The 21,410-nt window shown below is 66.9% G+C and carries 17 protein-coding genes; 8 read left to right on the top strand and 9 right to left on the bottom strand.

From position 1 onward, the window contains the following. Positions 1-41: 41 nt before the first annotated feature. Together ku and VAR608DRAFT_RS30730 are read left to right on the top strand one after the other, a co-directional pair. Positions 42-959 (top strand): non-homologous end joining protein Ku, encoded by a 918-nt coding sequence (gene ku, locus VAR608DRAFT_RS30725; protein WP_088957514.1) that lies wholly within the window; start codon positions 42-44, stop codon positions 957-959. Next, positions 956-1,789 carry a tetratricopeptide repeat protein gene (locus VAR608DRAFT_RS30730; protein WP_231973021.1) on the top strand — a complete coding sequence of 278 codons (834 nt, stop codon included), beginning with the start codon at positions 956-958 and terminating at the stop codon, positions 1,787-1,789. The genes ku and VAR608DRAFT_RS30730 overlap by 4 nt, the downstream gene beginning before the upstream one ends. Before the next feature lie 16 nt (positions 1,790-1,805). Here VAR608DRAFT_RS30730 and VAR608DRAFT_RS30735 read toward each other — a convergent pair whose 3' ends face one another. From VAR608DRAFT_RS30735 to VAR608DRAFT_RS30745, 3 genes are read right to left on the bottom strand one after another with little or no spacing between them, the layout of a single operon-like run. Then, positions 1,806-2,765, bottom strand: coding sequence for a Bug family tripartite tricarboxylate transporter substrate binding protein (locus VAR608DRAFT_RS30735; protein WP_088957515.1), 960 nt, complete (start codon positions 2,763-2,765; stop codon positions 1,806-1,808). A gap of 39 nt (positions 2,766-2,804) precedes the next feature. Next, on the bottom strand, positions 2,805-3,170 hold the full coding sequence (locus VAR608DRAFT_RS30740; protein WP_088957516.1) for an AtuA-related protein: 366 nt from the start codon (positions 3,168-3,170) through the stop codon (positions 2,805-2,807). Continuing rightward, the gene (locus VAR608DRAFT_RS30745; protein WP_088957517.1) at positions 3,167-4,543 is read right to left on the bottom strand and encodes an acyclic terpene utilization AtuA family protein; all 1,377 of its coding nucleotides are present in this window, start codon (positions 4,541-4,543) and stop codon (positions 3,167-3,169) included. Before VAR608DRAFT_RS30745 ends, VAR608DRAFT_RS30740 begins: the two co-directional genes overlap by 4 nt. 77 nt (positions 4,544-4,620) lie before the next feature. Between VAR608DRAFT_RS30745 and VAR608DRAFT_RS30750 the strand changes: the two genes are divergently transcribed. Next, a complete protein-coding gene (locus tag VAR608DRAFT_RS30750) occupies positions 4,621-5,538 on the top strand; it encodes a LysR family transcriptional regulator (RefSeq protein ID WP_088957518.1) in 918 nt (305 codons plus the stop codon). Between the two features lie 6 nt (positions 5,539-5,544). Here VAR608DRAFT_RS30750 and VAR608DRAFT_RS30755 read toward each other — a convergent pair whose 3' ends face one another. Further along, positions 5,545-6,144 (bottom strand): isochorismatase family protein, encoded by a 600-nt coding sequence (locus VAR608DRAFT_RS30755; protein WP_088957519.1) that lies wholly within the window; start codon positions 6,142-6,144, stop codon positions 5,545-5,547. Between the two features lie 49 nt (positions 6,145-6,193). Further along, the gene (locus VAR608DRAFT_RS30760) at positions 6,194-7,273 is read right to left on the bottom strand and encodes a PQQ-dependent sugar dehydrogenase (RefSeq protein ID WP_172844003.1); all 1,080 of its coding nucleotides are present in this window, start codon (positions 7,271-7,273) and stop codon (positions 6,194-6,196) included. A gap of 276 nt (positions 7,274-7,549) precedes the next feature. Here VAR608DRAFT_RS30760 and VAR608DRAFT_RS30765 point away from each other — a divergent pair, with 276 nt between their 5' ends. Next, on the top strand, positions 7,550-8,122 hold the full coding sequence (locus tag VAR608DRAFT_RS30765) for a C40 family peptidase (RefSeq protein ID WP_088957520.1): 573 nt from the start codon (positions 7,550-7,552) through the stop codon (positions 8,120-8,122). Between the two features lie 63 nt (positions 8,123-8,185). On the opposite strand, the gene lpdA is transcribed toward VAR608DRAFT_RS30765, so the two are convergent. From lpdA to aceE, 4 genes are read right to left on the bottom strand one after another with little or no spacing between them, the layout of a single operon-like run. Further along, positions 8,186-10,009, bottom strand: coding sequence for a dihydrolipoyl dehydrogenase (lpdA, locus tag VAR608DRAFT_RS30770; RefSeq protein WP_088957521.1), 1,824 nt, complete (start codon positions 10,007-10,009; stop codon positions 8,186-8,188). Beyond that, positions 10,006-10,596, bottom strand: coding sequence for an MFS transporter (locus VAR608DRAFT_RS30775; protein WP_088957522.1), 591 nt, complete (start codon positions 10,594-10,596; stop codon positions 10,006-10,008). Before VAR608DRAFT_RS30775 ends, lpdA begins: the two co-directional genes overlap by 4 nt. Continuing rightward, positions 10,593-12,248 carry a dihydrolipoyllysine-residue acetyltransferase gene (aceF, locus tag VAR608DRAFT_RS30780; RefSeq protein WP_088957523.1) on the bottom strand — a complete coding sequence of 552 codons (1,656 nt, stop codon included), beginning with the start codon at positions 12,246-12,248 and terminating at the stop codon, positions 10,593-10,595. Before aceF ends, VAR608DRAFT_RS30775 begins: the two co-directional genes overlap by 4 nt. Positions 12,249-12,293: 45 nt before the next feature. Continuing rightward, complete coding sequence (gene aceE / locus VAR608DRAFT_RS30785) at positions 12,294-15,008, bottom strand: pyruvate dehydrogenase (acetyl-transferring), homodimeric type (RefSeq protein ID WP_088957524.1); 2,715 nt, start codon at positions 15,006-15,008, stop codon at positions 12,294-12,296. 229 nt (positions 15,009-15,237) lie between these two features. Between aceE and VAR608DRAFT_RS30790 the strand changes: the two genes are divergently transcribed. The 4 genes from VAR608DRAFT_RS30790 (at position 15,238) to VAR608DRAFT_RS30805 (ending at position 21,398) form a co-directional block, all read left to right on the top strand. Beyond that, a complete protein-coding gene (locus tag VAR608DRAFT_RS30790; RefSeq protein ID WP_088957525.1) occupies positions 15,238-17,781 on the top strand; it encodes a PAS domain-containing sensor histidine kinase in 2,544 nt (847 codons plus the stop codon). Further along, the gene (locus VAR608DRAFT_RS30795) at positions 17,778-18,407 is read left to right on the top strand and encodes a response regulator transcription factor (protein ID WP_028253580.1); all 630 of its coding nucleotides are present in this window, start codon (positions 17,778-17,780) and stop codon (positions 18,405-18,407) included. The genes VAR608DRAFT_RS30790 and VAR608DRAFT_RS30795 overlap by 4 nt, the downstream gene beginning before the upstream one ends. Before the next feature lie 77 nt (positions 18,408-18,484). After that, positions 18,485-19,336: a bifunctional methylenetetrahydrofolate dehydrogenase/methenyltetrahydrofolate cyclohydrolase FolD gene (gene folD / locus VAR608DRAFT_RS30800; RefSeq protein WP_088957526.1), complete on the top strand. Its 852-nt coding sequence runs from the start codon at positions 18,485-18,487 to the stop codon at positions 19,334-19,336. 4 nt (positions 19,337-19,340) lie between these two features. Further along, positions 19,341-21,398 carry a M3 family metallopeptidase gene (locus tag VAR608DRAFT_RS30805; RefSeq protein ID WP_088957527.1) on the top strand — a complete coding sequence of 686 codons (2,058 nt, stop codon included), beginning with the start codon at positions 19,341-19,343 and terminating at the stop codon, positions 21,396-21,398. The last annotated feature ends 12 nt before the right edge of the window (positions 21,399-21,410 follow it).

Here is a 21,410-nt window from a genome sequence, read left to right on the forward strand (position 1 = left end):
TCTTGGGCCGGACTCGCTCCACGCCATCCCCGGAGGTCTGCATGGCTGCTCGTTCACTGGCTTCGTTGTCGCTCAGCTTCGGCCTGGTTTCGATCCCGGTCAAGCTCTACTCCGCCACGGAAAGCAGCGCGACGGTGCGCTTCAACCTGCTCGCCAAGGACGGCTCGCGCGTCAAGCAGCAGTACGTCTCGGAGAAGGACCCGTCGATCGTCGTGCCGCGCACGGAGATGGTGAAAGGCTACGAATTCGAGAAGGACCGCTACGTGATCTTCACGCCCGACGAGCTCAAGGCCGTCGAGGACAGCGCGACCCACACCATCGAGATCGTCGCCTTCATCCCCGGGCCGGCGGTCGATCCGATCTACTACGACAAGGCCTACTACCTCGCCCCCGACAAGCGCGGCGCGAAGCCCTACACCCTGCTGCTCGCCGCCATGCGCAAGAGCGGCCAGTGCGCGCTCGCCAAGTGGACCTGGAAAGGCAAGCAGTACGTGGTGCAGGTGCGCGCGCACGAGGATGGCCTCGTGCTCCAGCAGCTGCTTTACGCGGACGAAGTGCGCTCGATGAAGGAACTCCAGATCGAGGAAGTCACGCCCTCGGAGGCCGAGGTGAAGCTCGCGCTGCAGCTCATCGACCAGATCTCGCAGGACGGCTACGACCCGACCGAGTTCGTCGACGAGGAGAAGAAGCGAGTCCTCGCGGCCATCGACGCGAAGATCGCCGGCAAGCAGGTGGTCGCCGTCGAGCACCACGAAGAGGCTGCCAGCGGCGGGCAGATCATCGACCTCACCGAAATGCTCAAGGCCAGCCTCGCTAAGTCCGGCGCGGGCAAGCGGCCCGCCCGGGCGCCGGCCGAGGAAGTCGTCACACCGATGGCCGCGAACGAACGCAAGGGCGCCAAGCGGGCCGCCAAGGCCGCAGTCGAAGCCGCCCCCGCCAAGGTGCGATCCAGGAAGTGACGGCCCTGCATCACGAAACGCCGCACACCTTGCGCAGCATCCAGGAGATGCTGGGCCTCTCGCGCAGCGCCATCACGGGGCTGATCGCGAGCGGCTTCGTGAGCCCCAGGCGCGGGCCGCGCAACGCCTACCGCTTCTCGTTCCGCGACGTCGTGCTGCTGCGCACCGCGCACGATCTGAAGCAGGCGGACATCCCGACGCGCAAGATCCTCCGCGCGCTGCAGCGCCTGAAGGCCACGCTGCCGGAAGAGCTGCCGCTGACCGGCCTCAGGATCACCGCGGTCGGCAACGCCATCGCGGTGCGCGACCGCGAGAGCCAGTGGGAAGCCGAGACGGGCCAGTTGCTGATGGATTTCGACGTCGCCGCGGCGCGCGGCTCGGTCGCCTTCGTGGACCGGCGGCGCCATGTCGCCGCGCCTCCGGTGTCGGCGGACGAGCTCTTCGCGCGGGCGGAAGCGCTCGAATCCACCGACATGAAAGCCGCTGAAACCATCTACCGCACGGTGCTCACGATCGCGCCCGATCACGCGGACGCCTATCTGAACCTCGGCGCGATCCTCTGCGAATCCGATCGCCAGGCCGAGGCCGCCGAGCTCTACGACGACGCGCTGCGCCGGCTCCCCGACGTGCCGCTGCTGCACTTCAACCGCGCGGTGGCGCTCGAAGACCTGGGCCGGCTCGACGAGGCGATCCGGTCCTACGAGCGCTGCCTCAAGCTCGACCCGAGCATCGGCGACGCGCACTTCAACGTCGGGCGCCTGCACGACCACCTCGGCCACCGGCGCGAGGCGATCCGGCACTTCAGCGCCTATCGGCGGCTTCAGAAGTAGCCGGCCGACCAGCCGCTCACTCGGGCTCGATGCCGGCCGACTTCACGATCCGGCCCCACTTCTGCGACTCCGACGCCTGGAACTTCGCGAGCTCTTCGGGCGAGGTGGTGAACACCTCGGTACCGGTCGGGTCGTAGAACGCGGCCTTCGCGGCGTCGCTCTTCGCGGCCTGCACCAGCAGTTCGTTCAGGCGCTTGACCACGGCCGGCGGCGTCTTCGCCGGCGCGTAGGCGGCAAACCAGTAGCCCATCTCGTAGCCCTTCACGCCGGCCTCCGCGATCGTCGGCACTTCAGGCGCCAGCGGCGAACGCTTCGAGCTCGACACGCCGAGCGGGCGCAGCTTGCCGGACTTGACCTGCGGCAGGCCGGTCGCGGTGTCGGTGATCATCATGTCGATCTGGCCGCCCAGCAGGTCGGTCACCGCCAGCGTGTTGCTCTTGTACGGCACGTGCAGCAGCTTGATGTCGGCCATCTGCTGGAACAGCTCGCCCGCGATGCGGCTCGACGAACTGCCGCTGCCGAAGCTGTACTTGCCCGGATTCTTCTTCGCCATCGCGACGAACTCCGCCACCGTCTTCGCGGGGAACGACGGGTTGACCACCATGATCTGCCCGCCCTTGCCGAGCGCGGCGATCGGCGCGTAGTCCTTCACCGGGTCGTAGGGCAGCTTCTTGAACAGGTGCTCGTTGGCCGCATGCGTGGTGTTGGTGGTGATGAGCACCGTGTAGCCGTCGGCCGGCGCCTTGGCCACCTGCTGCGATGCGATGAAGCCGCTCGCGCCGGCCTTGTTGTCGATCACCACCGCCTGCTTCGTCTCGGCGGTCACGCCGTTGCCGAGCGCACGCGCGATCTGGTCCGTGGCCGTGCCGGCGGCAAACGGCACCACGAAGGTGATCGGCTTGTCGGGAAAGCTCTCGGCATGCGCCGCCGAGGCGGCCAGCACGGCAGCCAGCGCGAAGGAAGAAAAGCGATTCATCTGTTGGTCTCCTGAATGGTTGAAGGTCGCGAATGGAAGTCAAAGTTGATCGGGGCCCGCGAGCCTGTCGGCGAGTTCGCGCGGCACGCGGATCGGAAGATCGAGCAGAAGGAAGGACAGCGCCTTGCCGTGCGTGTCGAGGTTCAGCGCATCGTTCACGCCGCCGTCGAGCACGCCGTCGAGCACGAAGTTCATCGCATGCAGCTTCGGCAGCAGGAAGCGCTGCACCTGCGTCGGCGCGCGGTGCCGGAATTGCGCGGCGACGGCCTCGGGCGTGATCTGCTCGACCAGCAGCGGATACAGGTCCGGGTGCCAAGCGATCACGCTGATGTTGGAACGATCACCCTTGTCGCCGGTGCGGCCATGCGCGGCGCGGTAGAGCGGCACTTCGATGTGCAAACTCATGGCCCCGGCTCCTCGATGAAAACATGGCGCACCGGCACCGCATCGCGCGGCAGCAGGCACGAGAGGGTGTTGAGGCGTGGCGTGAGCGCGGTCCGCACACCGCCGCCGCCAGCCGGCCCGCAGGTGTAGAGCGCCACGACTTCGCGCACGAGCCGCTCGGCCTGCGCGCGATCGTCGTGGGCCGCGGCCGCCCGCAGGCGTACATCCCGCAGGCCCGCATCGGCGGTGGCGGCGAGCGTCCGGCCCGCGTCGTCGCCGAACACGCTGACTGCGCCGATGAGGTCGATGCGCAGTTGCAGTCCGGGCAGGCGCTTTCGGAGCACATCCGCCGCGAGCCTCGCGCGCGCCTCGGCGCGTGGTCCGGCGTAGGAGATCTCGCCTTCGGCCAGCCAGCCGCCTTCATGGCACACGTTGACCTTGTAGTGCGACGGCCGCGGATGGCCCTTCACGCCGCGCAGCACGACGCGGTCGCGGCCCGGCGCATGCACCTCGGCTTCGGAGATGTCGGCGACCACGTCGGGCGTCAGGTAGGCAGCCGGGTCGTGCACTTCGTAGAGCAGTTGCTCCTTCACGGTCGCCTCGCTCACCAGCCCGCCGGTGCCGTCGGCCTTGCCGATCGTGCAGCCGCCGTCGGCATCGATCTGCGCGATCGGGAAGCCGACCGCCTCGAGGCCCGGCACGTCCTTGTAGCCGGGGTCGGCGAAATAGCCGCCGCAAACCTGTACGCCGCATTCCAGCAGATGCCCGGCCATGGTGGCGCGGCCGAGCCTGTCCCAATCGTCGCTGCGCCAGCCGAAGTGCGACATCGCCGGCCCGACCGTGAGCGATGGGTCGGCCACGCGGCCGCACACCACGATCTGCGCGCCGGCATCGAGCGCCTCCCTGATCGGCTCCGCGCCGATGTAGGCATTGGCGCTGACGATGCGGATGCCATCCATGCGTGCGCCCAACTGCTCGCGCAGCAGTGCGAGATGCCCGGGCGACGAGAGATCGTCGCCTTCGACCACCGCGATGCGCGGCGCTTCGGCGCCCAGCTCCCGCGCCAGGCGTGCGACGAGCCGCGCCGCTGCGCGCGGGTTGGCCGCCCCGAAGTTGCTCACGACGCGGATGCCGTTCGCAAGGCAGCGCGCCAGCACGGGCCGCAGCATCGCGTCGAGCAAGGGCTCGTAGCCCGCCTCGGGATCGGCACGCCGCCGCAGCTGCGCCAGCGCCAGCGTGCGTTCGGCCAGGGTCTCGAAGATCAGGAAGGCGCGCTGACCCGCGGGGCCGGCTTCGAGCCGCGCAATCAGGGTATCGACCACCGGGCCGGCGGCATCGGTCCGGTCGCCGGAGAAGCCTGCGGCACAGCCGACGAGGAGCGGAGGTTTGTCCATGCCGCCGACTGTAGAACCCCGATCGTCATCCGTAAAATCGAAAGTTCGGATGAATTCATCCAAATCACGGATCAATCATGAAGACGATGCCGGAGCTTTCGACGCGCCAGCTGCGGGCCTTCCTGGCGCTGGCGGACCAGCGCAACTTCACGCGCGCTGCCCAGACCTGCCATTTGTCGCAGCCGGCCTTCAGCGCGCTCATCCGCGCGCTCGAGGACGATCTCGGCGCCCGGCTCTTCGACCGCGACACGCGCAGCGTGCAGCTCACGCCCGAGGGCAGGCTCTTCGAGGGCTCGGCGCGCCGGCTGCTCGAGGACATGGGCGGTGCGATCCGCGATCTGGCGGATCACGTCGAGCGGCGCAAGGGTCGCGTCCGCGTGGCGGCCCTGCCCTCGCTCGCGGCCGGCTGGCTGCCGGGCGTGTTCGCCGAATTCATGCAGAAGTGGCCCGGCATCACGATCGACCTGAGCGATGCGCTGTCGGATGCCTGCCTCGCGCTGGTGCGTGGCGGGCAGGCGGACTTCGCGCTTGCCGCCTCAGGCGCCGGCGCGTCGGAAGGCAACGACCTTCAGAGCCGCACGCTGTGCACCGACCGCTTTCACCTCGTGTGCCGCGCCGACCATCCGCTCGCGCACGAGCCGCGCCTCACGCCGAGGAAGATCGCGCGCTGGCCCTTCATCCAGATGGCACGCAACAGCAGCGTGCGCCAGACGCTGGACGCAGCGCTTCATCCGGTGCGGCTCGATGCGGTGTTCGAGGTGGAGCACCTCGCGACGGTGACCGGCCTCGTCGAAGCCGGGCTCGGCGTGAGCATCGTGCCGGGGCTCACGCTGTTTCACTTCCGCCGCGAATCGCTGGTGACGCGGCCACTCCCGGTGGCCGGACTCACACGCACCGTGCATCTTGTGCAGCGGCGCGAAGGGAGCCTTTCGATCGCCGCACAGTCGCTGCACGACCTGATCGTGGAGCGACGGGGCTCGCTCGAGGTCGACTGATCGCGCTCAGCGGATCAGCGCCTGCAGATCCTTGAAGCGCGGATGCTCCGCCGTGCGCATCCATTCGAAGCCGACCATCTCGGTGGTCACGAGCTCGGCGCCGGCGCCGGCCAGCCGGTCGAAAGCGGCATCGCGGTTGCGCTCGGTGCGCGAGCTGCAGGCATCGGTCACGACCCAGACCTCGAATTCGTCCTCCAGCAGATCGAGCGCGGTCTGCAGCAGGCACACATGCGCTTCGCAGCCGGCGATCACGATGGTGTTGCGCTCCTCGGCCGCCTGCTGCTTCTGAAGGTGTTTGGGCAAGCTGCGCGCATTGCCTTGCGGCGCCTTGGCCGGCGCGCGGAGCCATTCGCCGAGGCCTTCTTCGGCGCCGCTGAAATGCATCTTGGCGAGCGTGCGCTGGCACAGCGCGCGGATGTCGGGCAGGTTCTCGCCGAGCCTGGACGGGTTCTGTTCGGTGCCGAAGACCGGCACGCCCACGAGTTGCGCCAGCTTGCCGAGGCGCACCGCATTTTTGGCGACGGCGTCGGCCTCGAAAATCGCGGGCATCAGGCGCGCCTGATAGTCGACCAGAACCAGTTGGGATTGCGATGCGTCGAGCAGCATGGGGGAGTGTCTTTCGGAAGGTCCGAATTATCGAACAAGCGCCCGTGCCCTATTCCGGCAGCAATCGCATCAACTTGCCGTTGGACTCGTCCGTCAGGATGTAGAGCAGGCCGTCCGGCCCCTGCTTGACGTCGCGGATGCGCGCATGGCCTTCTTCGAGCAGCTTGTGCTCGGCGACCACCTTGCCGTCCTTGAGCTCGATGCGGTCGAGATAGCCGAATTTGAGCGAGCCGATGAAGAGATTGCCCTTCCACGCTGCCCCGTAGCGGTCGCTGGTCAGGAACGCCATGCCCGAAGGCGCGATCGACGGCACCCAGTAGTGAAGCGGCTGCTCCATGCCTTCCTTGTGCGTGATGCCTTCGCCGATCTTGCCGCCGCCGTAGTTCTCGCCATACGTGATGACCGGCCATCCGTAGTTGCGGCCGGCCTCCGGGATGTTGATCTCGTCACCGCCCTGCGGGCCGTGCTCGTGCATCCACAGCCTGCCGTCCGGCCCCAGCGTCGCGCCCTGGCCGTTGCGATGGCCGTAGCTCCAGATCTCCGGCAGCGCGCCCGGCCTGCCGACGAAGGGGTTGTCCTTCGGCGCCGCACCGTCCTTGGTGACGCGCACGATCTTGCCGAGATGGTTGTCGAGTTTCTGCGCGTCTTCCTTGCGGCTGAAGCGTTCGCCCAGCGTGAGGAAGAGCGTGCCGTCCGGCATTTCCACGATCCGGCAGCCGAAGTGGTTGCGGCTGACCACCTTCGGCTGCTGGCTGAAGATGATCTTCAGCTCCTCGAGCTGCCCGCCATCGGTCGACAGCCGGGCGCGGGCGAGCGCGGTGCTGTTGGCCCGGCTGTCGTTCGCATCGGGCTCGGAGAAGCAGAAGTAGAAGGTCCGGTTCCTCTCGAAGCCGGAATCGGCAAGCACGTCCAGCAGGCCACCTTGCCCGCCGGCGGCGATGGGCGGAAGTCCCTTGACCGGCGCACCGACCTTGCCATCGGGCCCGACCACGCGCAGCCTGCCCGGTCGCTCGGTCACGAGGAACCGGCCGCCCGGCAAAAAGGCCACGCCCCAGGGGTTCTCGAGTCCGGACGCGATCACCTCCGGCCTGGGCGCCGCGACCGCCGCTCCCGCGGCTGCGGTCGCCATCCAGAGAAGCCGCGCAGCCCATGCACGGCCGTTCGTCGTCAAGGATCTCATGTGCATCTTTCGAAGGAGCGGGATTTGCAATCGTTTGGTCATTCCAGCCAATTTCAAAGACTTTTGCATTACAGGCCTGTCGACGTTTATGGGCGATAACCGAAACCTTTACATTTTTTGATGTGAGAGGATCGAAAAACCCCATCAGCAGCAATAACTTACGTGCAAAATCTCGGTTTCGCTTCAAATTGACACCCAGCGGTGTCATCCATATCCTTACGCGCCATGCGTTTAATCCTACTCACCGCCAGCCTGCTGCTCGCGCTTTCGGTCCACGCCGCGCCATTGCAGCAGCGCCAGGACTTCGGCGATGACGCTGCTGTCGAAGCGCAGGTCGTCGACAAGAGCCTGAAGGGCCAGTTCCAGCAAGTGCGCCAGACGGTCGTCGACCGCACTTCCGACCTCGTGGTCACGACCATGGGTTTCCTGGGCGTCCCTTATCGCCGCGGCGGCAACACGGTCGAGACCGGTTTTGATTGCAGCGGTTTCGTCCGCGCCATGTACAACCAGACGGTCGGCCAACTGCTGCCCCGCCGCGCCGAGGAACAGGCCGCGGCCACCCAGAAGATCGACCGCAGCGAGCTCAAGCCCGGCGACCTCGTCTTCTTCAATACCATGCGCCGCGCGTTCAGCCATGTGGGCATCTACGTCGGCGAAGGCAAGTTCATCCACTCGCCCAAGCCTGGCGCCCAGGTTCGCGTGGAAGACATGAGCGGCAGCTATTGGCAGCGCCGCTTCAGCGGCGCAAGGCGCGTCATTTCGGCGCAGGACGACGGCCTCAAGACGTCGGGCGACTGACCCCGCGCCACGCCAAAAGAAAAACCCGCCGCCGGCGGGTTTTTTGTTGGGCAAGGCTGCGGGTCAGCGCTTCTTCACCGGAGGCACGTCGGTACACGTGCCGTGCGCGATCTCCGCCGCCATGCCGATGCTTTCGCCCAGCGTCGGGTGCGGATGGATGGTCTTGCCGATGTCGACCGCATCCGCGCCCATCTCGATCGCCAGCGCGATCTCGCCGATCATGTCGCCCGCATGGGTGCCGACGATGCCGCCGCCGACGATGCGGTGCGTCTCGGCGTCGAACAGCAGCTTGGTATAGCCCTCGTCGCGGCCGTTCGCGATCGCGCGGCCGGAAGCCGTCCACGGGAACAGGCCCTTCTCCACCTTCACGCCCTCGGCCTTGGCCTGATCCTCGGTGAGGCCGACCCAGGCCACTTCCGGATCGGTGAAGGCCACGCTCGGGATCACGCGCGCATTGAAGGCCGCGCTCGCGAGTTCATGGTCGCCCTTTTGCTCGCCCGCGATCACTTCGGCAGCCACGTGCGCCTCGTGCACCGCCTTGTGCGCCAGCATCGGCTGGCCGACGATGTCGCCGATCGCGAAGATGTGCGGCACGTTGGTGCGCATCTGCACGTCGACCGGGATGAAGCCGCGCTCGCTCACCGCGACGCCGGCCTTCTCGGCACCGATCTTCTTGCCGTTGGGACTGCGGCCGACGGACTGCAGCACGAGGTCGTACACCTGCGGCTCCTTCGGCGCCTGCTCGCCCTCGAAGCTCACGCGGATGCCGTCCTTGGTCGCTTCGGCGCCGACAGTCTTGGTCTTCAGCATGATGTTGTCGAAGCGCGGCGCGTTCATCTTCTGCCACACCTTGACGAGGTCGCGGTCCGCGCCCAGCATCAGGCCGTCGAGCATTTCGACGACATCGAGGCGCGCGCCCAGCGTCGAGTACACCGAGCCCATCTCGAGGCCGATGATGCCGCCGCCCAGCACCAGCATGCGCTTGGGTTCAATGCCGAGTTCCAGCGCGCCGGTGGAATCGACGACGCGCGGATCGTCCTTCGGCATGAACGGCAGCTGCACCGCCTGCGAGCCGGCCGCGATGATGCAGTTGCGAAACTTCACGACCTGCGACTTGCCGGTCGGGTCCTTGGCCTCGCCCGCGGTTTCCTGCACCTTGAGGTGGTACGGATCGATGAATTCGCCGATGCCGCGCACGGTCGTGACCTTGCGCATCTTGGCCATCATCGCCAGGCCGCCGGTGAGCTTGCCCACCACCTGGTTCTTGCGGGCGCGCAGCTTGTCGCGGTCGACCTTGGGCTCGCCATAGGCGACGCCGTAGTCGGCGAAGTGCCGGACCTCGTCGATGACCGACGCCACATGCAGCAGCGCCTTCGACGGAATGCAGCCCACGTTGAGGCACACGCCGCCCAGCGTCGCGTAGCGCTCGACCAGCACCACCTTGAGCCCCAGGTCGGCCGCGCGGAAGGCGGCCGAGTAGCCGCCGGGGCCGGCGCCGAGCACCAGCACGTCGCATTCAAGATCGACCGCGCCGCCATAGGTCGATGCCGCCGCCGGCGCAGCGATGGGGGCAGGCGCGCGCGTCGCAGCGGGTGCCGCGGCAGCGGGCGCCGGTGCAGGCGCCGGTGCCGGCGCGGACGCAGCACCTTCGGCCGCATCCAGCATCAGCACCACCGAGCCTTCGCTCACCTTGTCGCCCACCTTCACGGCGACCGACTTGACCACGCCCGCATGCGAAGAGGGAATCTCCATCGACGCCTTGTCCGACTCCACCGTGATGAGGGACTGCTCGACCTTGACCGTGTCGCCCGCCTTCACGAGCACCTCGATGACGGCGACATCCTTGAAATCGCCGATGTCCGGCACTTTGACTTGTACTTCGCTCATTTGGACACCTTCAGTTTGAGTGTGAGAGAGTCGACCGGTCCGGCCGAATTTCGATCGAATTCACAGGCCGCGGCCACACCGGCCTCGGCCACGTCGCGCGCCGAGCGCGCCTTGTCGTACGCGGCATGCATCGCGCCGAGTGCGAAGCTGCGGCCGGAGCCGATGCTCCAGAACTGCTTGAACTCGAAGACTTCGCGATAGCTGTAGATGCCGTAGATCCCGCTCGCGTTGGCCAGCAGCATGGTGAACTGGCTCGACTCGTAGGGCTCGTGCTCGTCTTCCTTGGCCTGCAGGAAGAACGAGTCCTTCAGCACCGGATGCAGCCGCGTGAAGGTCTGGAAGATCTCGTCCTTGCTGCCGAAGCGCAGCGCCTCCACCGGCTGCCCCGCCAGCGCGTGCTGCAGCACGAGGTAGTGCGCCGCGGCACCGGCCATCGCGAAGATGCTCTGGCCGGCCGCGTCGTTGACCATGAAGAGCTTCCGGTTCGCCTCGGCGTTGAACGACAAGCGCGTGTCGCCGAACGTCACCAGCGAATCGGCAGCCATCACGACCTGACCGCCTTTGCGGACGGCCACGACCGTCGTCATAGCAGGATGCGGCGGTAGTCTGCGAGGACCTGACCCAGGTACGCGTTGAACCGGGCGGCCGCGGCACCGTCGATGACGCGGTGGTCGTACGACAGCGACAGCGGCAGCGTCAGGCGCGGCACGAACTGCTTGCCGTCCCAGACCGGCTTCATCGCGCTCTTGGACAGGCCGAGGATCGCCACTTCGGGCGCGTTGATGATCGGCGTGAAGTGCGTGCCGCCGATGCCGCCGAGCGAGCTGATCGACATGCAGCCGCCCTGCATGTCGGCCGAGCCGAGCTTGCCGTCGCGCGCCTTCTTGGCAAGCTCGCCCATCTCCTGGCTGATCTGGATGATGCCCTTCTTGTCGGCGTCCTTGAGCACCGGCACCACCAGCCCGTTGGGCGTATCGGCCGCGAAGCCGACGTGGTAGTACTGCTTGTAGACGAGCTGGTCGCCGTCCAGGCTGGTGTTGAACTCGGGGAACTTCTTGAGCGCCGCGACCACAGCCTTGATCACGAAGGCCAGCATCGTCACCTTGACGCCCGACTTCTCGTTCTCCTTGTTGGTGGAGACGCGGAAGGCTTCGAGCTCGGTGATGTCCGCTTCGTCGTTGTTGGTGACGTGCGGGATCATCACCCAGTTGCGGTGCAGGTTCGCGCCGCTGAGCTTCTTGATGCGCGACAGGTCCTTGCGCTCGACGCTGCCGAACTTCGTGAAGTCGACCTTGGGCCACGGGATCAGGCCGAGCGCCTCGCCGCCGCCACCGGCCGGCGCCTTGGCGGCCGCGGCCTTGGTGGTCGCGGCGCCGGTCATCACCGCCCGGGTGAAGTTCTGGACGTCTTCCTGCGTGATGCGGCCCTTGAGCCCGCTGCCCTTCACCTCGTCGAGCGGCACGCCGAGTTCGCGCGCGAACTTGCGCACCGACGGCGATGCATGCGGCAGCTTGCCGCTGGGCGCGACGGTCGGGTCATGCGGAGCCGGCGCGACGGCGGATGCCGCAGGCGCTGCGGCCGGTGCAGGTGCCGGCACCGAGGCGGTCGCCGGCGCGGGCGCCGCGGCAGCCTGGGCCGGAGCCGGCGCGGCCGCAGCGCCGCCTGCGCCTTCGATCACCGCGATCAGGTCGCCGATGTTGACCTTGTCGCCGACCTTGACCTTGAGTTCCTTGAGCACGCCGGCAGCCGACGACGGAATCTCCATCGAGGCCTTGTCCGACTCGACGGTGATGAGCGACTGCTCTTCCTTGATGGTGTCGCCGGGCTTGACCAGCACCTCGATCACCGCGACGTCCTTGAAGTCGCCGATGTCGGGCACCTTCACTTCGATCGGACCTGCGTGAGCGGCGGGCGCGGGCGCCGCCGCCGGAGCAGGCGCGGGGGCCGGCGCCGCAGTGGCGGGCGCCGCGGCGGCGGGTGCCGGTGCCGCGGCAGCCGCGCCTTCGGCCTCGAGCAGCAGCACGACCGAGCCTTCGCTCACCTTGCTGCCGACCTCGACCTTGAGTTCCTTCACCACGCCGGCCTGGCTCGACGGAATCTCCATCGAGGCCTTGTCCGACTCGACCGTGATCAGCGACTGCTCGGCCTTGACCGTGTCGCCGACCTTCACCAGCACTTCAATGACCGCGACTTCCTCGAAATCGCCGATGTCCGGCACCTTGACTTCCACTGTAGCCATATCGTGTCTCCCGCCCTAGGGCGCAGTAGGTTGTTGGTTGGTGTTTTATGCGTAGAGCGGGTTGATCTTGTCGGCGTTGATGCCGTACTTCTTGATCGCGTCGGCCACCTTCTGTGCCGGGATGGTGCCGTCCTCGGCCAGGGCCTTGAGCGCGGCCAGCACGATGAAGTGCCGGTTGATCTCGAAGTGCTCGCGCAGCTTGGCGCGGAAGTCGCTGCGGCCGAAGCCGTCGGTGCCGAGCACCTTGTAGTTGCGGCCCTTCGGGACGAAGGGGCGGATCTGCTCGGCGTAGGCCTTCATGTAGTCGGTCGAAGCCACCACCGGGCCGGTGCTGGCCGACAGCTGCTGCGCGACGAAGGGCACGCGCGGCGTCTCGGTCGGATGCAGCAGGTTCCAGCGCTCCGCTTCCTGGCCGTCGCGGGTCAGCTCGTTGAAGCTCGGGCAGCTCCAGACCGCGGCGCTCACGCCCCAGTCCTTCTCGAGCAGTTCCTGCGCAAAGATGCTTTCGCGCAGGATGGTGCCGCTGCCGAGCAGTTGCACGCTGGGCGACTTGGCCTTGAGTGCCGGCGCCTGCTTGCACAGGTACATGCCCTTGATGATCTGCTCCTCGGTGCCGGGCTGCAGGCCGGGCATCGCGTAGTTCTCGTTGAGCAGCGTGAGGTAGTAGTAGACGTTGTCCTGCCGCTCGACCATGCGCTTGAGGCCGTGGTGCAGGATCACGCCGACTTCATGCGCGAAGGTCGGGTCGTAGCTCACGCAGTTCGGGATCGTGTTGGCGAGGATGTGGCTGTGGCCGTCCTCGTGCTGCAGGCCTTCGCCGTTCAGCGTGGTGCGGCCCGAGGTGCCGCCGAGCAGGAAGCCGCGCGCCTGCATGTCGCCCGCCGCCCAGGCGAGGTCGCCGATGCGCTGGAAGCCGAACATCGAGTAGTACACGTAGAACGGCACCATGATCCGGTTGTTCGTGCTGTACGACGTGGCCGCCGCGATCCAGCTCGACATGCCGCCGGCTTCGTTGATGCCTTCCTGCAGGATCTGGCCGGCCTTGTCTTCCTTGTAGTACATGACCTGGTCCTTGTCGACCGGGGTGTACTGCTGGCCCGCGGGGTTGTAGATGCCGACCTGGCGGAACAGGCCTTCCATGCCGAAGGTGCGCGCCTCGTCGACGAGGATCGGCACCACGCGCGGACCGAGCGCCTGGTCGCGCAGCAGTTGCGTGAGGAAGCGCACGTAGGCCTGCGTGGTCGAGATCTCGCGGCCTTCGGCGGTCGGCTCGAGCACGGCCTTGAAGGTTTCGAGCGAGGGCACGGTGAAGCTCTCGTCGGCCTTGGTGCGGCGATGCGGCAGATAGCCGCCCAGGGCCTTGCGGCGCTCGTGCAGGTACTTCATTTCCGGCGTGTCGTCGGCCGGCTTGTAGAACGGCAGGTCGGCGATCTGGCTGTCCGGGATCGGGATGTTGAAGCGGTCGCGGAAGGCCTTGATGTCCTCGTCGCCGAGCTTCTTGGTCTGGTGGACCGTGTTCTTGCCCTCGCCGATCTTGCCCATGCCGAAGCCCTTGACGGTCTTGATCAGCAGCACCGTGGGCTGGCCCTTGTGGTTCACGGCCGAATGGAAGGCCGCGTAGACCTTCTGCGGATCGTGGCCGCCGCGGCGCAGCGCCCAGATCTCGTCGTCGCTCATCTTGGCGACCATCTCGAGCGTGCGCGGATCGCGGCCGAAGAAGTGCTTGCGCACGTAGGCGCCGTCATTGGCCTTGAACGACTGGTAGTCGCCGTCGTTGGTCTCCATCATGATCTTGCGCAGCGCGCCTTCCTTGTCGCGCGCCAGCAGCGGATCCCAGTTGCTGCCCCAAAGCAGCTTGATGACGTTCCAGCCCGAGCCGCGGAATTCGCCTTCGAGCTCCTGGATGATCTTGCCGTTGCCGCGCACCGGGCCGTCCAGGCGCTGCAGGTTGCAGTTGATGACGAAGACGAGGTTGTCGAGGTTCTCGCGCGCCGCAAGGCTGATGGCGCCGAGCGACTCGACCTCGTCCATCTCGCCGTCGCCGCAGAAGACCCAGACCTTGCGGTTCTCGGTGTTGGCGATGCCGCGCGCATGCAGGTACTTGAGGAAGCGCGCCTGGTAGATCGCCATCAGCGGGCCCAGGCCCATCGAGACGGTCGGGAACTGCCAGAACTCCGGCATCAGCTTGGGGTGCGGGTAGCTCGACAGGCCCTTGCCGTCGACTTCCTGGCGGAAGTTGAGCAGTTGCTCTTCGGTCAGGCGGCCTTCGAGGTAGGCGCGGGCGTAGATGCCGGGAGATACGTGGCCCTGGATGTAGAGGCAGTCGCCGCCGTGGTTCTCGCTCTCGGCGTGCCAGAAGTGGTTGAAGCCGGCGCCGAACATGGTCGCCAGCGAGGCGAAGGAGCCGATGTGGCCGCCGAGGTCGCCGCCTTCGGGCGGGTGGTGGCGGTTGGCCTTCACGACCATCGCCATCGCGTTCCAGCGCATGTAGGAACGCAGGCGCTCTTCGATTTCGATGTTGCCCGGGACGCGCTCTTCCTGGTCGGCTTCGATGGTGTTCACGTAGGCCGTGTTGGCCGAGAACGGTTTGTCGATGCTGTTCTGGCGGGCATGTTCGAGCAGTTGCTCGAGCAGGAAATGCGCCCGTTCCGGCCCCTCGCTTTCGATGACTGCCGAGAGGGCATCCATCCATTCGCGGGTTTCCTGCGCGTCTTGATCGTTAGCGGCCGAACCGAAGAGGTTCTGAGGATTCGCCGACATGCTTGTCTCCTTTGTGAGGGGGGTTGTGGCAGTAATTTAGTGCCGGATTTGGCAGCCCGCGGGAGTTTCTCATAGAAATCCCAAGATTTCAAATAGTGCGTAGCGATTTCTTATTATGAAATTCACCAATGAAACTGCTGGTTCTTTTCTGGCGACTTTGCCCCCTGCCTCGCCCTTTCAATGCGCTGGTTGACACCCGGCCCGAAAGGTGATCACCTAAACTCGACCGATGCCCTTAACCTCCCCGATCGCGGTCGCGCGCAGCGCGGTGCACGCGTCGCCGCTTTCATGGTGGCGCCGCTGGTGGCGCCGGCAGACGCCGATGCTGCAGGACGCGGTGGCGATGCTCGCGCCGCTTGCCGCCGTGCTGCTCTTTCTCGCGGCCATCATCTCGGCTTTCTGGTATCTGCGCGCGGAGGAAATGGAGCGCGTCCAGGAATCCGTCAGACGCGACGTCGAGTACGCGCAGCAGCGCGTGCGCCTGCGGCTGCTCGAGCGCCAGGAGCAGCTCATGCGCCTGGCGCGCGACGCCTCCAACCGCGAGATCGACACCGCCGAATTCACCAGCCGCGCCGAGTCGCTGGTCAGCCAGTTCCCCGAACTCCAGGCCGTCACCTGGCTCGATGACCGCCGCCGCGTCAAGGCCAGCTATGCGGCGCCCAGCGTGCATCCCGCACAGCAACGCGCGGTCGGCGAAGTGCTGCGCCCCGGCGACACCGAAAGCAACTACGCCCTGGCGCGCGAGCTGCGGCAGCCGGTGTTCTCGCAACCGCTGGCGGGGGGTGATCCGGCGCCGATGCTGCAGCTTCACATCCCGCTGTTCGATCAGGGGCTGTTCGCGGGCATGCTGCTCGGCGAGTTCTCCATCGACGGCCTGCTGCGCTACGGCATGCCGGCCGAAGTCTCGGCACGCTACGCGGTGTCGCTGCTCGACGGCAAGGGCGGCCTGATCGCCGGCAATACCGTCGCGAAACCCAGGGGCGCCGGCAACCGCCTGTTGCCGTGGAGGGCGCGGACCAACGAATACGAAGTGCCCGTGTCGCCGGTCGGCAATGCGCTGGTGCTGCGCGCGCAGGCCTATCGAACCTCCCAGGGCGTGGTGGGCAACGGGCTCTTCTGGCTGGTCGGCGCGCTCAGCGTGCTGACGAGCTGGATGCTGATCGGCACCTGGCGCCACACCCGGCGCCGCCTGCAGGCGCAACAGGCGCTGGTGGCCGAAACCAACTTCCGCCGCGCCATGGAGAACTCCATGCTCACCGGCATGCGCGTGCTCGATCTCGAAGGCCGCATCACCTACGTGAACGCGGCCTTCTGCGCGATGACCGGCTGGAGCGAGAACGAGCTCGTCGGCCAGACGCCGCCCTTCCCCTACTGGCTGGAATCCGACCGCGAGGTGATGAACGAGCGCCTCGAGGAAGAACTGCACGGCCGCGCGCTCCCTGGCGGCTTCCAGGTCCGCGTGAAGCGCAAGAACGGCAGCGTCTTCAACGCGCGGCTGTACGTCTCGCCGCTGATCGATGCACGCGGCCACCAGACCGGGTGGATGACCTCGATGACCGACATCACGGAGCCGACGCGCATCCGCGAGCAGTTGTCGGCTTCCTACGAGCGCTTCACCACCGTGCTGGAAGCGCTCGACGCCTCGGTGTCGGTGGCGCCGCTCGGCAGCGAGGAGCTGGTGTTCGCGAACAAGCTGTACCGCCTCTGGTTCGGCTCCAACACCGTCGGCCACCTGAACATGGTGGCGCAGGCCGGGGTTCCGACTTCGCATGCGCGCGATGAGGAGCTCGACGACGTGGACCCCTTCGCCGGGCTCCCGATCGACCAGCTCACTGCGGCCCAGCCGGCGAACAACGAGATCTTCGTGCCTGAACTCGGCAAGTGGCTCGAAGTGCGTTCGCGCTACCTGACCTGGGTCGACGGCCGGCTCGCCCAGCTCGTGATCGCGACCGACATCACGCCGCGGCGCGACGCCGAGGACCTGGCTGCCGCGCAGGCCGACCGGGCGCATGCCGCCAGCCGCCTGATCACGATGGGCGAAATGGCCTCCAGCGTGGCGCACGAACTCAACCAGCCCCTGACCGCCATCACCAACTACTGCAACGGGATGATGTCGCGGATCAAGGGCAACCAGATCGATTCCGACGCCCTGCTCGCGGCGCTCGACAAGACCTCGAAGCAGGCCCAGCGCGCGGGCCAGATCATCCAGCGCATCCGCTCCTTCGTGAAGCGCAGCGAGCCCAACCGCACGCCGGCCGAGGTCGCGACGATGGTCAGCGAAGCGGTCGAACTGGCGGGCATCGAGTTGCGGCGCCGCAACGTGCGCCTGAACCATTACGTGGCTGCCCGCCTGCCGGTGCTGCGCGTCGATCCGATCCTGATCGAGCAGGTGATGGTCAACCTGCTGAAGAACGCCGCCGAATCCATCGACCTCGCGAACCGGCCGCTGGCACGCCGCAGCGTCGAGCTGCGGGTGCTGCCGAAGATCATCGACGGCCACAACGCGGTCGAGTTCTCGGTGCAGGACACCGGCATGGGCCTCTCGCCCGAAGTCATGGACCGGCTGTACGAGGCTTTCTTCTCCACCAAGGCCGAAGGCATGGGCATCGGCCTGAACCTTTGCCGCACCATCGTGGAATCCCACCGGGGGCGGATGCAGGCGGAGAACATCTACAATGGTCCGGATGTGGTCGGATGCCGTTTTTCCTTCTGGATACCGGTGTTTGACGCTATCGATTCAATAGCAAGCAACGAGGCGAAGGTACCTGCATGAGTTTGATTCCCAAGAAGGGCACGGTGTATGTCGTTGATGACGACGAGGCGGTTCGTGATTCGTTGCAATGGTTGCTCGAGGGCAAGGACTACCGGGTCCGCTGCTTCGATTCGGCCGAATCGTTCCTCTCCCGCTACGACCCGCGCGAAGTCGCCTGCCTGATCGTCGACATCCGCATGGGCGGCATGTCGGGCATCGAGCTGCAAGACCGCCTGATCGAACGCCGCTCGCCGCTGCCGATCGTGGTCATCACCGGTCACGGCGACGTGCCGATGGCGGTCGACAGCATGAAGAAGGGCGCGATGGACTTCATCCAGAAGCCCTTCAACGACGAGGCCCTCGTGGCCCTGGTCGAGCGGATGCTCGAACACGCCCGCGGCGCCTTTGCCCAGCACCAGCAGTCCGCCAGCCGCGACGCCCTGTTGTCCAAGCTCACCGGCCGCGAAGCGCAGGTGCTGGAACGCATCGTGGCGGGCCGGCTCAACAAGCAGATCGCCGACGACCTCGGCATCAGCATCAAGACGGTCGAGGCGCACCGCGCCAACATCATGGAAAAGCTCAACGCGAACACCGTGGCCGACCTGCTGAAGATCGCCCTCGGCCAGGCGGCTCCCGCCAAGGCCTAGCAAGCAGCCCGGCCGGCCACTCTCTCGCACCCCACGCCTGCGCAAGCGGGCGTTTTTACTTGGAAGACAGGAAAACGATGACAGCCCAACTGATCGACGGCAATGCGCTGTCCCGAAAAATCCGCGCCGACGTCTCCGGCCGCATCGCGGCGCTCAAGGCGAGCGGCGTCGAACCCACGCTCGCGATCGTGCTGGTCGGAGACGATCCGGCGAGCCAGGTCTACGTGAAGCACAAGGTCAACGACAGCAGCGAAACGGGCCTTGCCGCCAATCTCGAGCGCTATCCGGCCACGATGACCGAGGCCGAGCTGCTCGCGCGCATCCACGCGCTCAACGAGGATCCCAAGGTGCACGGCATCCTGGTCCAGCTGCCGCTGCCGCGGCACATGGACAGCCACCGTGTCATCGAGGCGATCTCGCCGACCAAGGACGTGGACGGCTTCCACGTCGCCAGCGCCGGCGCCCTGATGGTCGGCCAGCCGGGCTTCTGGCCGTGCACGCCGCACGGCTGCATGAAGATGCTCGAATCGATCGGCTACGACCTGCGCGGCAAGCACGCGGTCGTCATCGGCCGCAGCAACATCGTGGGCAAGCCGATGGCGATGATGCTGCTGGCCAAGAACGCCACGGTCACCATCTGCCACAGCGCGACGAAGGACCTCGGCGCGATCACGCGCCAGGCCGACGTGGTGGTCGCCGCCGTCGGCAAGCGCAACATCCTGACGGCGGACATGGTCAAGCCCGGTGCGGTCATCATCGACGTCGGCATGAACCGCAAGGAAGACGGCAAGCTGGCGGGCGACGTGGATTTCGACGGCGTCAAGGAAGTCGCGAGCTGGATCACGCCGGTGCCCGGCGGTGTCGGGCCCATGACCCGCGCCATGCTGCTCGCCAACACCCTTGAAGCCGCCGAACGCGCCGCAAAGTAAAACCATGGCCACCACTGACAACCCCCTCCTCGACTTCACCGATCTCCCGCTCTTCGACCGGATCAGGCCAGCGCACGTCGCGCCGGCGGTCGACGCCTTGCTGGCCGACGCCGAAGCGGCGCTGCAGAGCGTGACCGCGCCGGAGTTCCCGGCGGACTGGCTGGCGATCTCGCGGGTGCTCGACGTCGCATCCGAGCGCTTCAGCCGCGCGTGGGGCGCGGTGGGCCACCTCAATGCGGTCGCCGATACGCCCGAGCTGCGCGCCGCCTACAACGAGGCGATGCCGCGCGTGACCGCCTTCTGGACGCGGCTCGGCTCCGACGAGCGCCTCTACGCCAAGTACAAGGCGATCGACCCCGCGACGCTCAACGCGGAACAGCGCCAGGCGCATCACAACGCGATCCGCAACTTCGTGCTGGGCGGTGCCGAGCTGCAGGGTGCCGCCAAGGTTCGCTTCGCCGAGATCCAGGAGCGCCAGGCCGAGCTGAGCCAGAAATTCAGCGAACACGCGCTCGATGCCACCGACGCTTTTGCCTGGTACGCATCGATCGGCGAGCTCGAGGGCCTGCCCGAAGACGTGATCAGCGCCGCCCGAGCGGCCGCCGAGGCCGAAGGCAAGGAAGGCTACAAGCTGACGCTGAAGATGCCCTCCTACCTGCCGGTGATGCAATTCGCCAGGAGCAGCGCACTGCGCGAGCGGCTCTACCGCGCCTACGTCACGCGCGCGAGCGAGCTCGGCGATCCGGCCTTCGACAACACCGAGCTGATCCGCGAGATCCTCGAACTGCGCCAGGAAGAAGCCAAGCTTCTCGGCTACCCGAATTTCGGCGAGCTCTCGATCGTGCCGAAGATGGCCGAATCGGCCGACCAGGTGATCAAGTTCCTGCGCGATCTGGCGACCAAGGCCAAGCCCTACGGCGAACGCGATCTGGCCGACCTGCGTGTCTTCGCGGGCGAGCAGCTCGGCATCGCCGATCCGCAGCCCTGGGACTGGAGCTACATCGGCGAGAAGCTCAAGGAAGCGCGCTATGCCTTCAGCGACCAGGAGGTCAAGCAGTACTTCACCGCGCCGAAGGTCATGGCGGGGCTGTTCAAGATCGTCGAGACGCTGTTCGAGGTGTCGATCCGCCGCGACGAGGCGCCGGTCTGGCATCCGGGCGTCCAGTTCTACCGCATCGAACGCAACGGACAGAAGGTCGGGCAGTTCTATCTCGATCCGTCGGCCCGGCCGGCCAAGCGTGGCGGCGCCTGGATGGACGACGTGCGCGCGCGCTGGCTGCGCCCCGACAACGGCGTGCTGCAGACGCCGGTCGCGCAGCTGGTCTGCAACTTCGCCGAGGGCGTCGACGGCAAGCCGCCGCTGCTCACGCACGACGACGTGACCACGCTCTTCCACGAGTTCGGCCATGGCCTGCACCACATGCTGACGCAGATCAACGAGCGCGATGTCTCGGGCATCAGCGGCGTGGAGTGGGACGCAGTCGAGCTGCCCAGCCAGTTCATGGAGAACTTCTGCTGGGAGTGGGATGTCCTCGCGCACATGACCTCGCACGTCGACACCGGCGAGCCCCTGCCACGCGCACTGTTCGACAAGATGACGGCGGCCAAGAACTTCCAGAGCGGCCTGCAGACCTTGCGGCAGATCGAGTTCTCGCTGTTCGACATGCTGCTGCACACCATCTACGACGCCACGACGGCCAAGCCGGGCGACGTGCTGGCCCTGCTCGGCAAGGTGCGCGAGGAAGTCGCGGTCATGCCGTCGCCGGCCTTCAGCCGCACGCCCCACACCTTCAGCCACATCTTCTCGGGCGGCTACGCGGCCGGCTACTACAGCTACAAGTGGGCCGAGGTGCTGAGCGCCGACGCCTACGCGGCCTTCGAGGAAACCGCCGGCGCCCACGGCGAGCCGAGCATCGAGACGGGTCGCAAGTACCGGCAAGCGATCCTCGAGGCGGGCGGCAGCCGCACCGCGATGGAGTCGTTCAAGGCCTTCCGCGGCCGCGAACCGCAGATCGATGCACTGTTGCGCCATCAGGGGATGACCGAGACGCAGCCGGCCTGAGGCTTCGGAGAT

Origin of the sequence: Variovorax sp. HW608, from assembly GCF_900090195.1 — a bacterium.
Classification (GTDB): Bacteria; Pseudomonadota; Gammaproteobacteria; order Burkholderiales; family Burkholderiaceae_C; genus Variovorax.

Coding starts and splice junctions, on each gene's coding strand:
- VAR608DRAFT_RS30755 (WP_088957519.1), bottom strand. CDS start 6,144: ATGCTGCTCGACGCATCGCAATCCCAACTGGTTCTGGTCGACTATCAG.
- VAR608DRAFT_RS30735 (WP_088957515.1), bottom strand. CDS start 2,765: ATGAATCGCTTTTCTTCCTTCGCGCTGGCTGCCGTGCTGGCCGCCTCG.
- VAR608DRAFT_RS30795 (WP_028253580.1), top strand. CDS start 17,778: ATGAGTTTGATTCCCAAGAAGGGCACGGTGTATGTCGTTGATGACGAC.
- VAR608DRAFT_RS30805 (WP_088957527.1), top strand. CDS start 19,341: ATGGCCACCACTGACAACCCCCTCCTCGACTTCACCGATCTCCCGCTC.
- VAR608DRAFT_RS30765 (WP_088957520.1), top strand. CDS start 7,550: ATGCGTTTAATCCTACTCACCGCCAGCCTGCTGCTCGCGCTTTCGGTC.
- VAR608DRAFT_RS30745 (WP_088957517.1), bottom strand. CDS start 4,543: ATGGACAAACCTCCGCTCCTCGTCGGCTGTGCCGCAGGCTTCTCCGGC.
- VAR608DRAFT_RS30760 (WP_172844003.1), bottom strand. CDS start 7,273: ATGGCGACCGCAGCCGCGGGAGCGGCGGTCGCGGCGCCCAGGCCGGAG.
- aceE (WP_088957524.1), bottom strand. CDS start 15,008: ATGTCGGCGAATCCTCAGAACCTCTTCGGTTCGGCCGCTAACGATCAA.
- VAR608DRAFT_RS30775 (WP_088957522.1), bottom strand. CDS start 10,596: ATGACGACGGTCGTGGCCGTCCGCAAAGGCGGTCAGGTCGTGATGGCT.
- VAR608DRAFT_RS30790 (WP_088957525.1), top strand. CDS start 15,238: ATGCCCTTAACCTCCCCGATCGCGGTCGCGCGCAGCGCGGTGCACGCG.
- VAR608DRAFT_RS30750 (WP_088957518.1), top strand. CDS start 4,621: ATGAAGACGATGCCGGAGCTTTCGACGCGCCAGCTGCGGGCCTTCCTG.
- aceF (WP_088957523.1), bottom strand. CDS start 12,248: ATGGCTACAGTGGAAGTCAAGGTGCCGGACATCGGCGATTTCGAGGAA.
- VAR608DRAFT_RS30740 (WP_088957516.1), bottom strand. CDS start 3,170: ATGAGTTTGCACATCGAAGTGCCGCTCTACCGCGCCGCGCATGGCCGC.
- folD (WP_088957526.1), top strand. CDS start 18,485: ATGACAGCCCAACTGATCGACGGCAATGCGCTGTCCCGAAAAATCCGC.
- ku (WP_088957514.1), top strand. CDS start 42: ATGGCTGCTCGTTCACTGGCTTCGTTGTCGCTCAGCTTCGGCCTGGTT.
- lpdA (WP_088957521.1), bottom strand. CDS start 10,009: ATGAGCGAAGTACAAGTCAAAGTGCCGGACATCGGCGATTTCAAGGAT.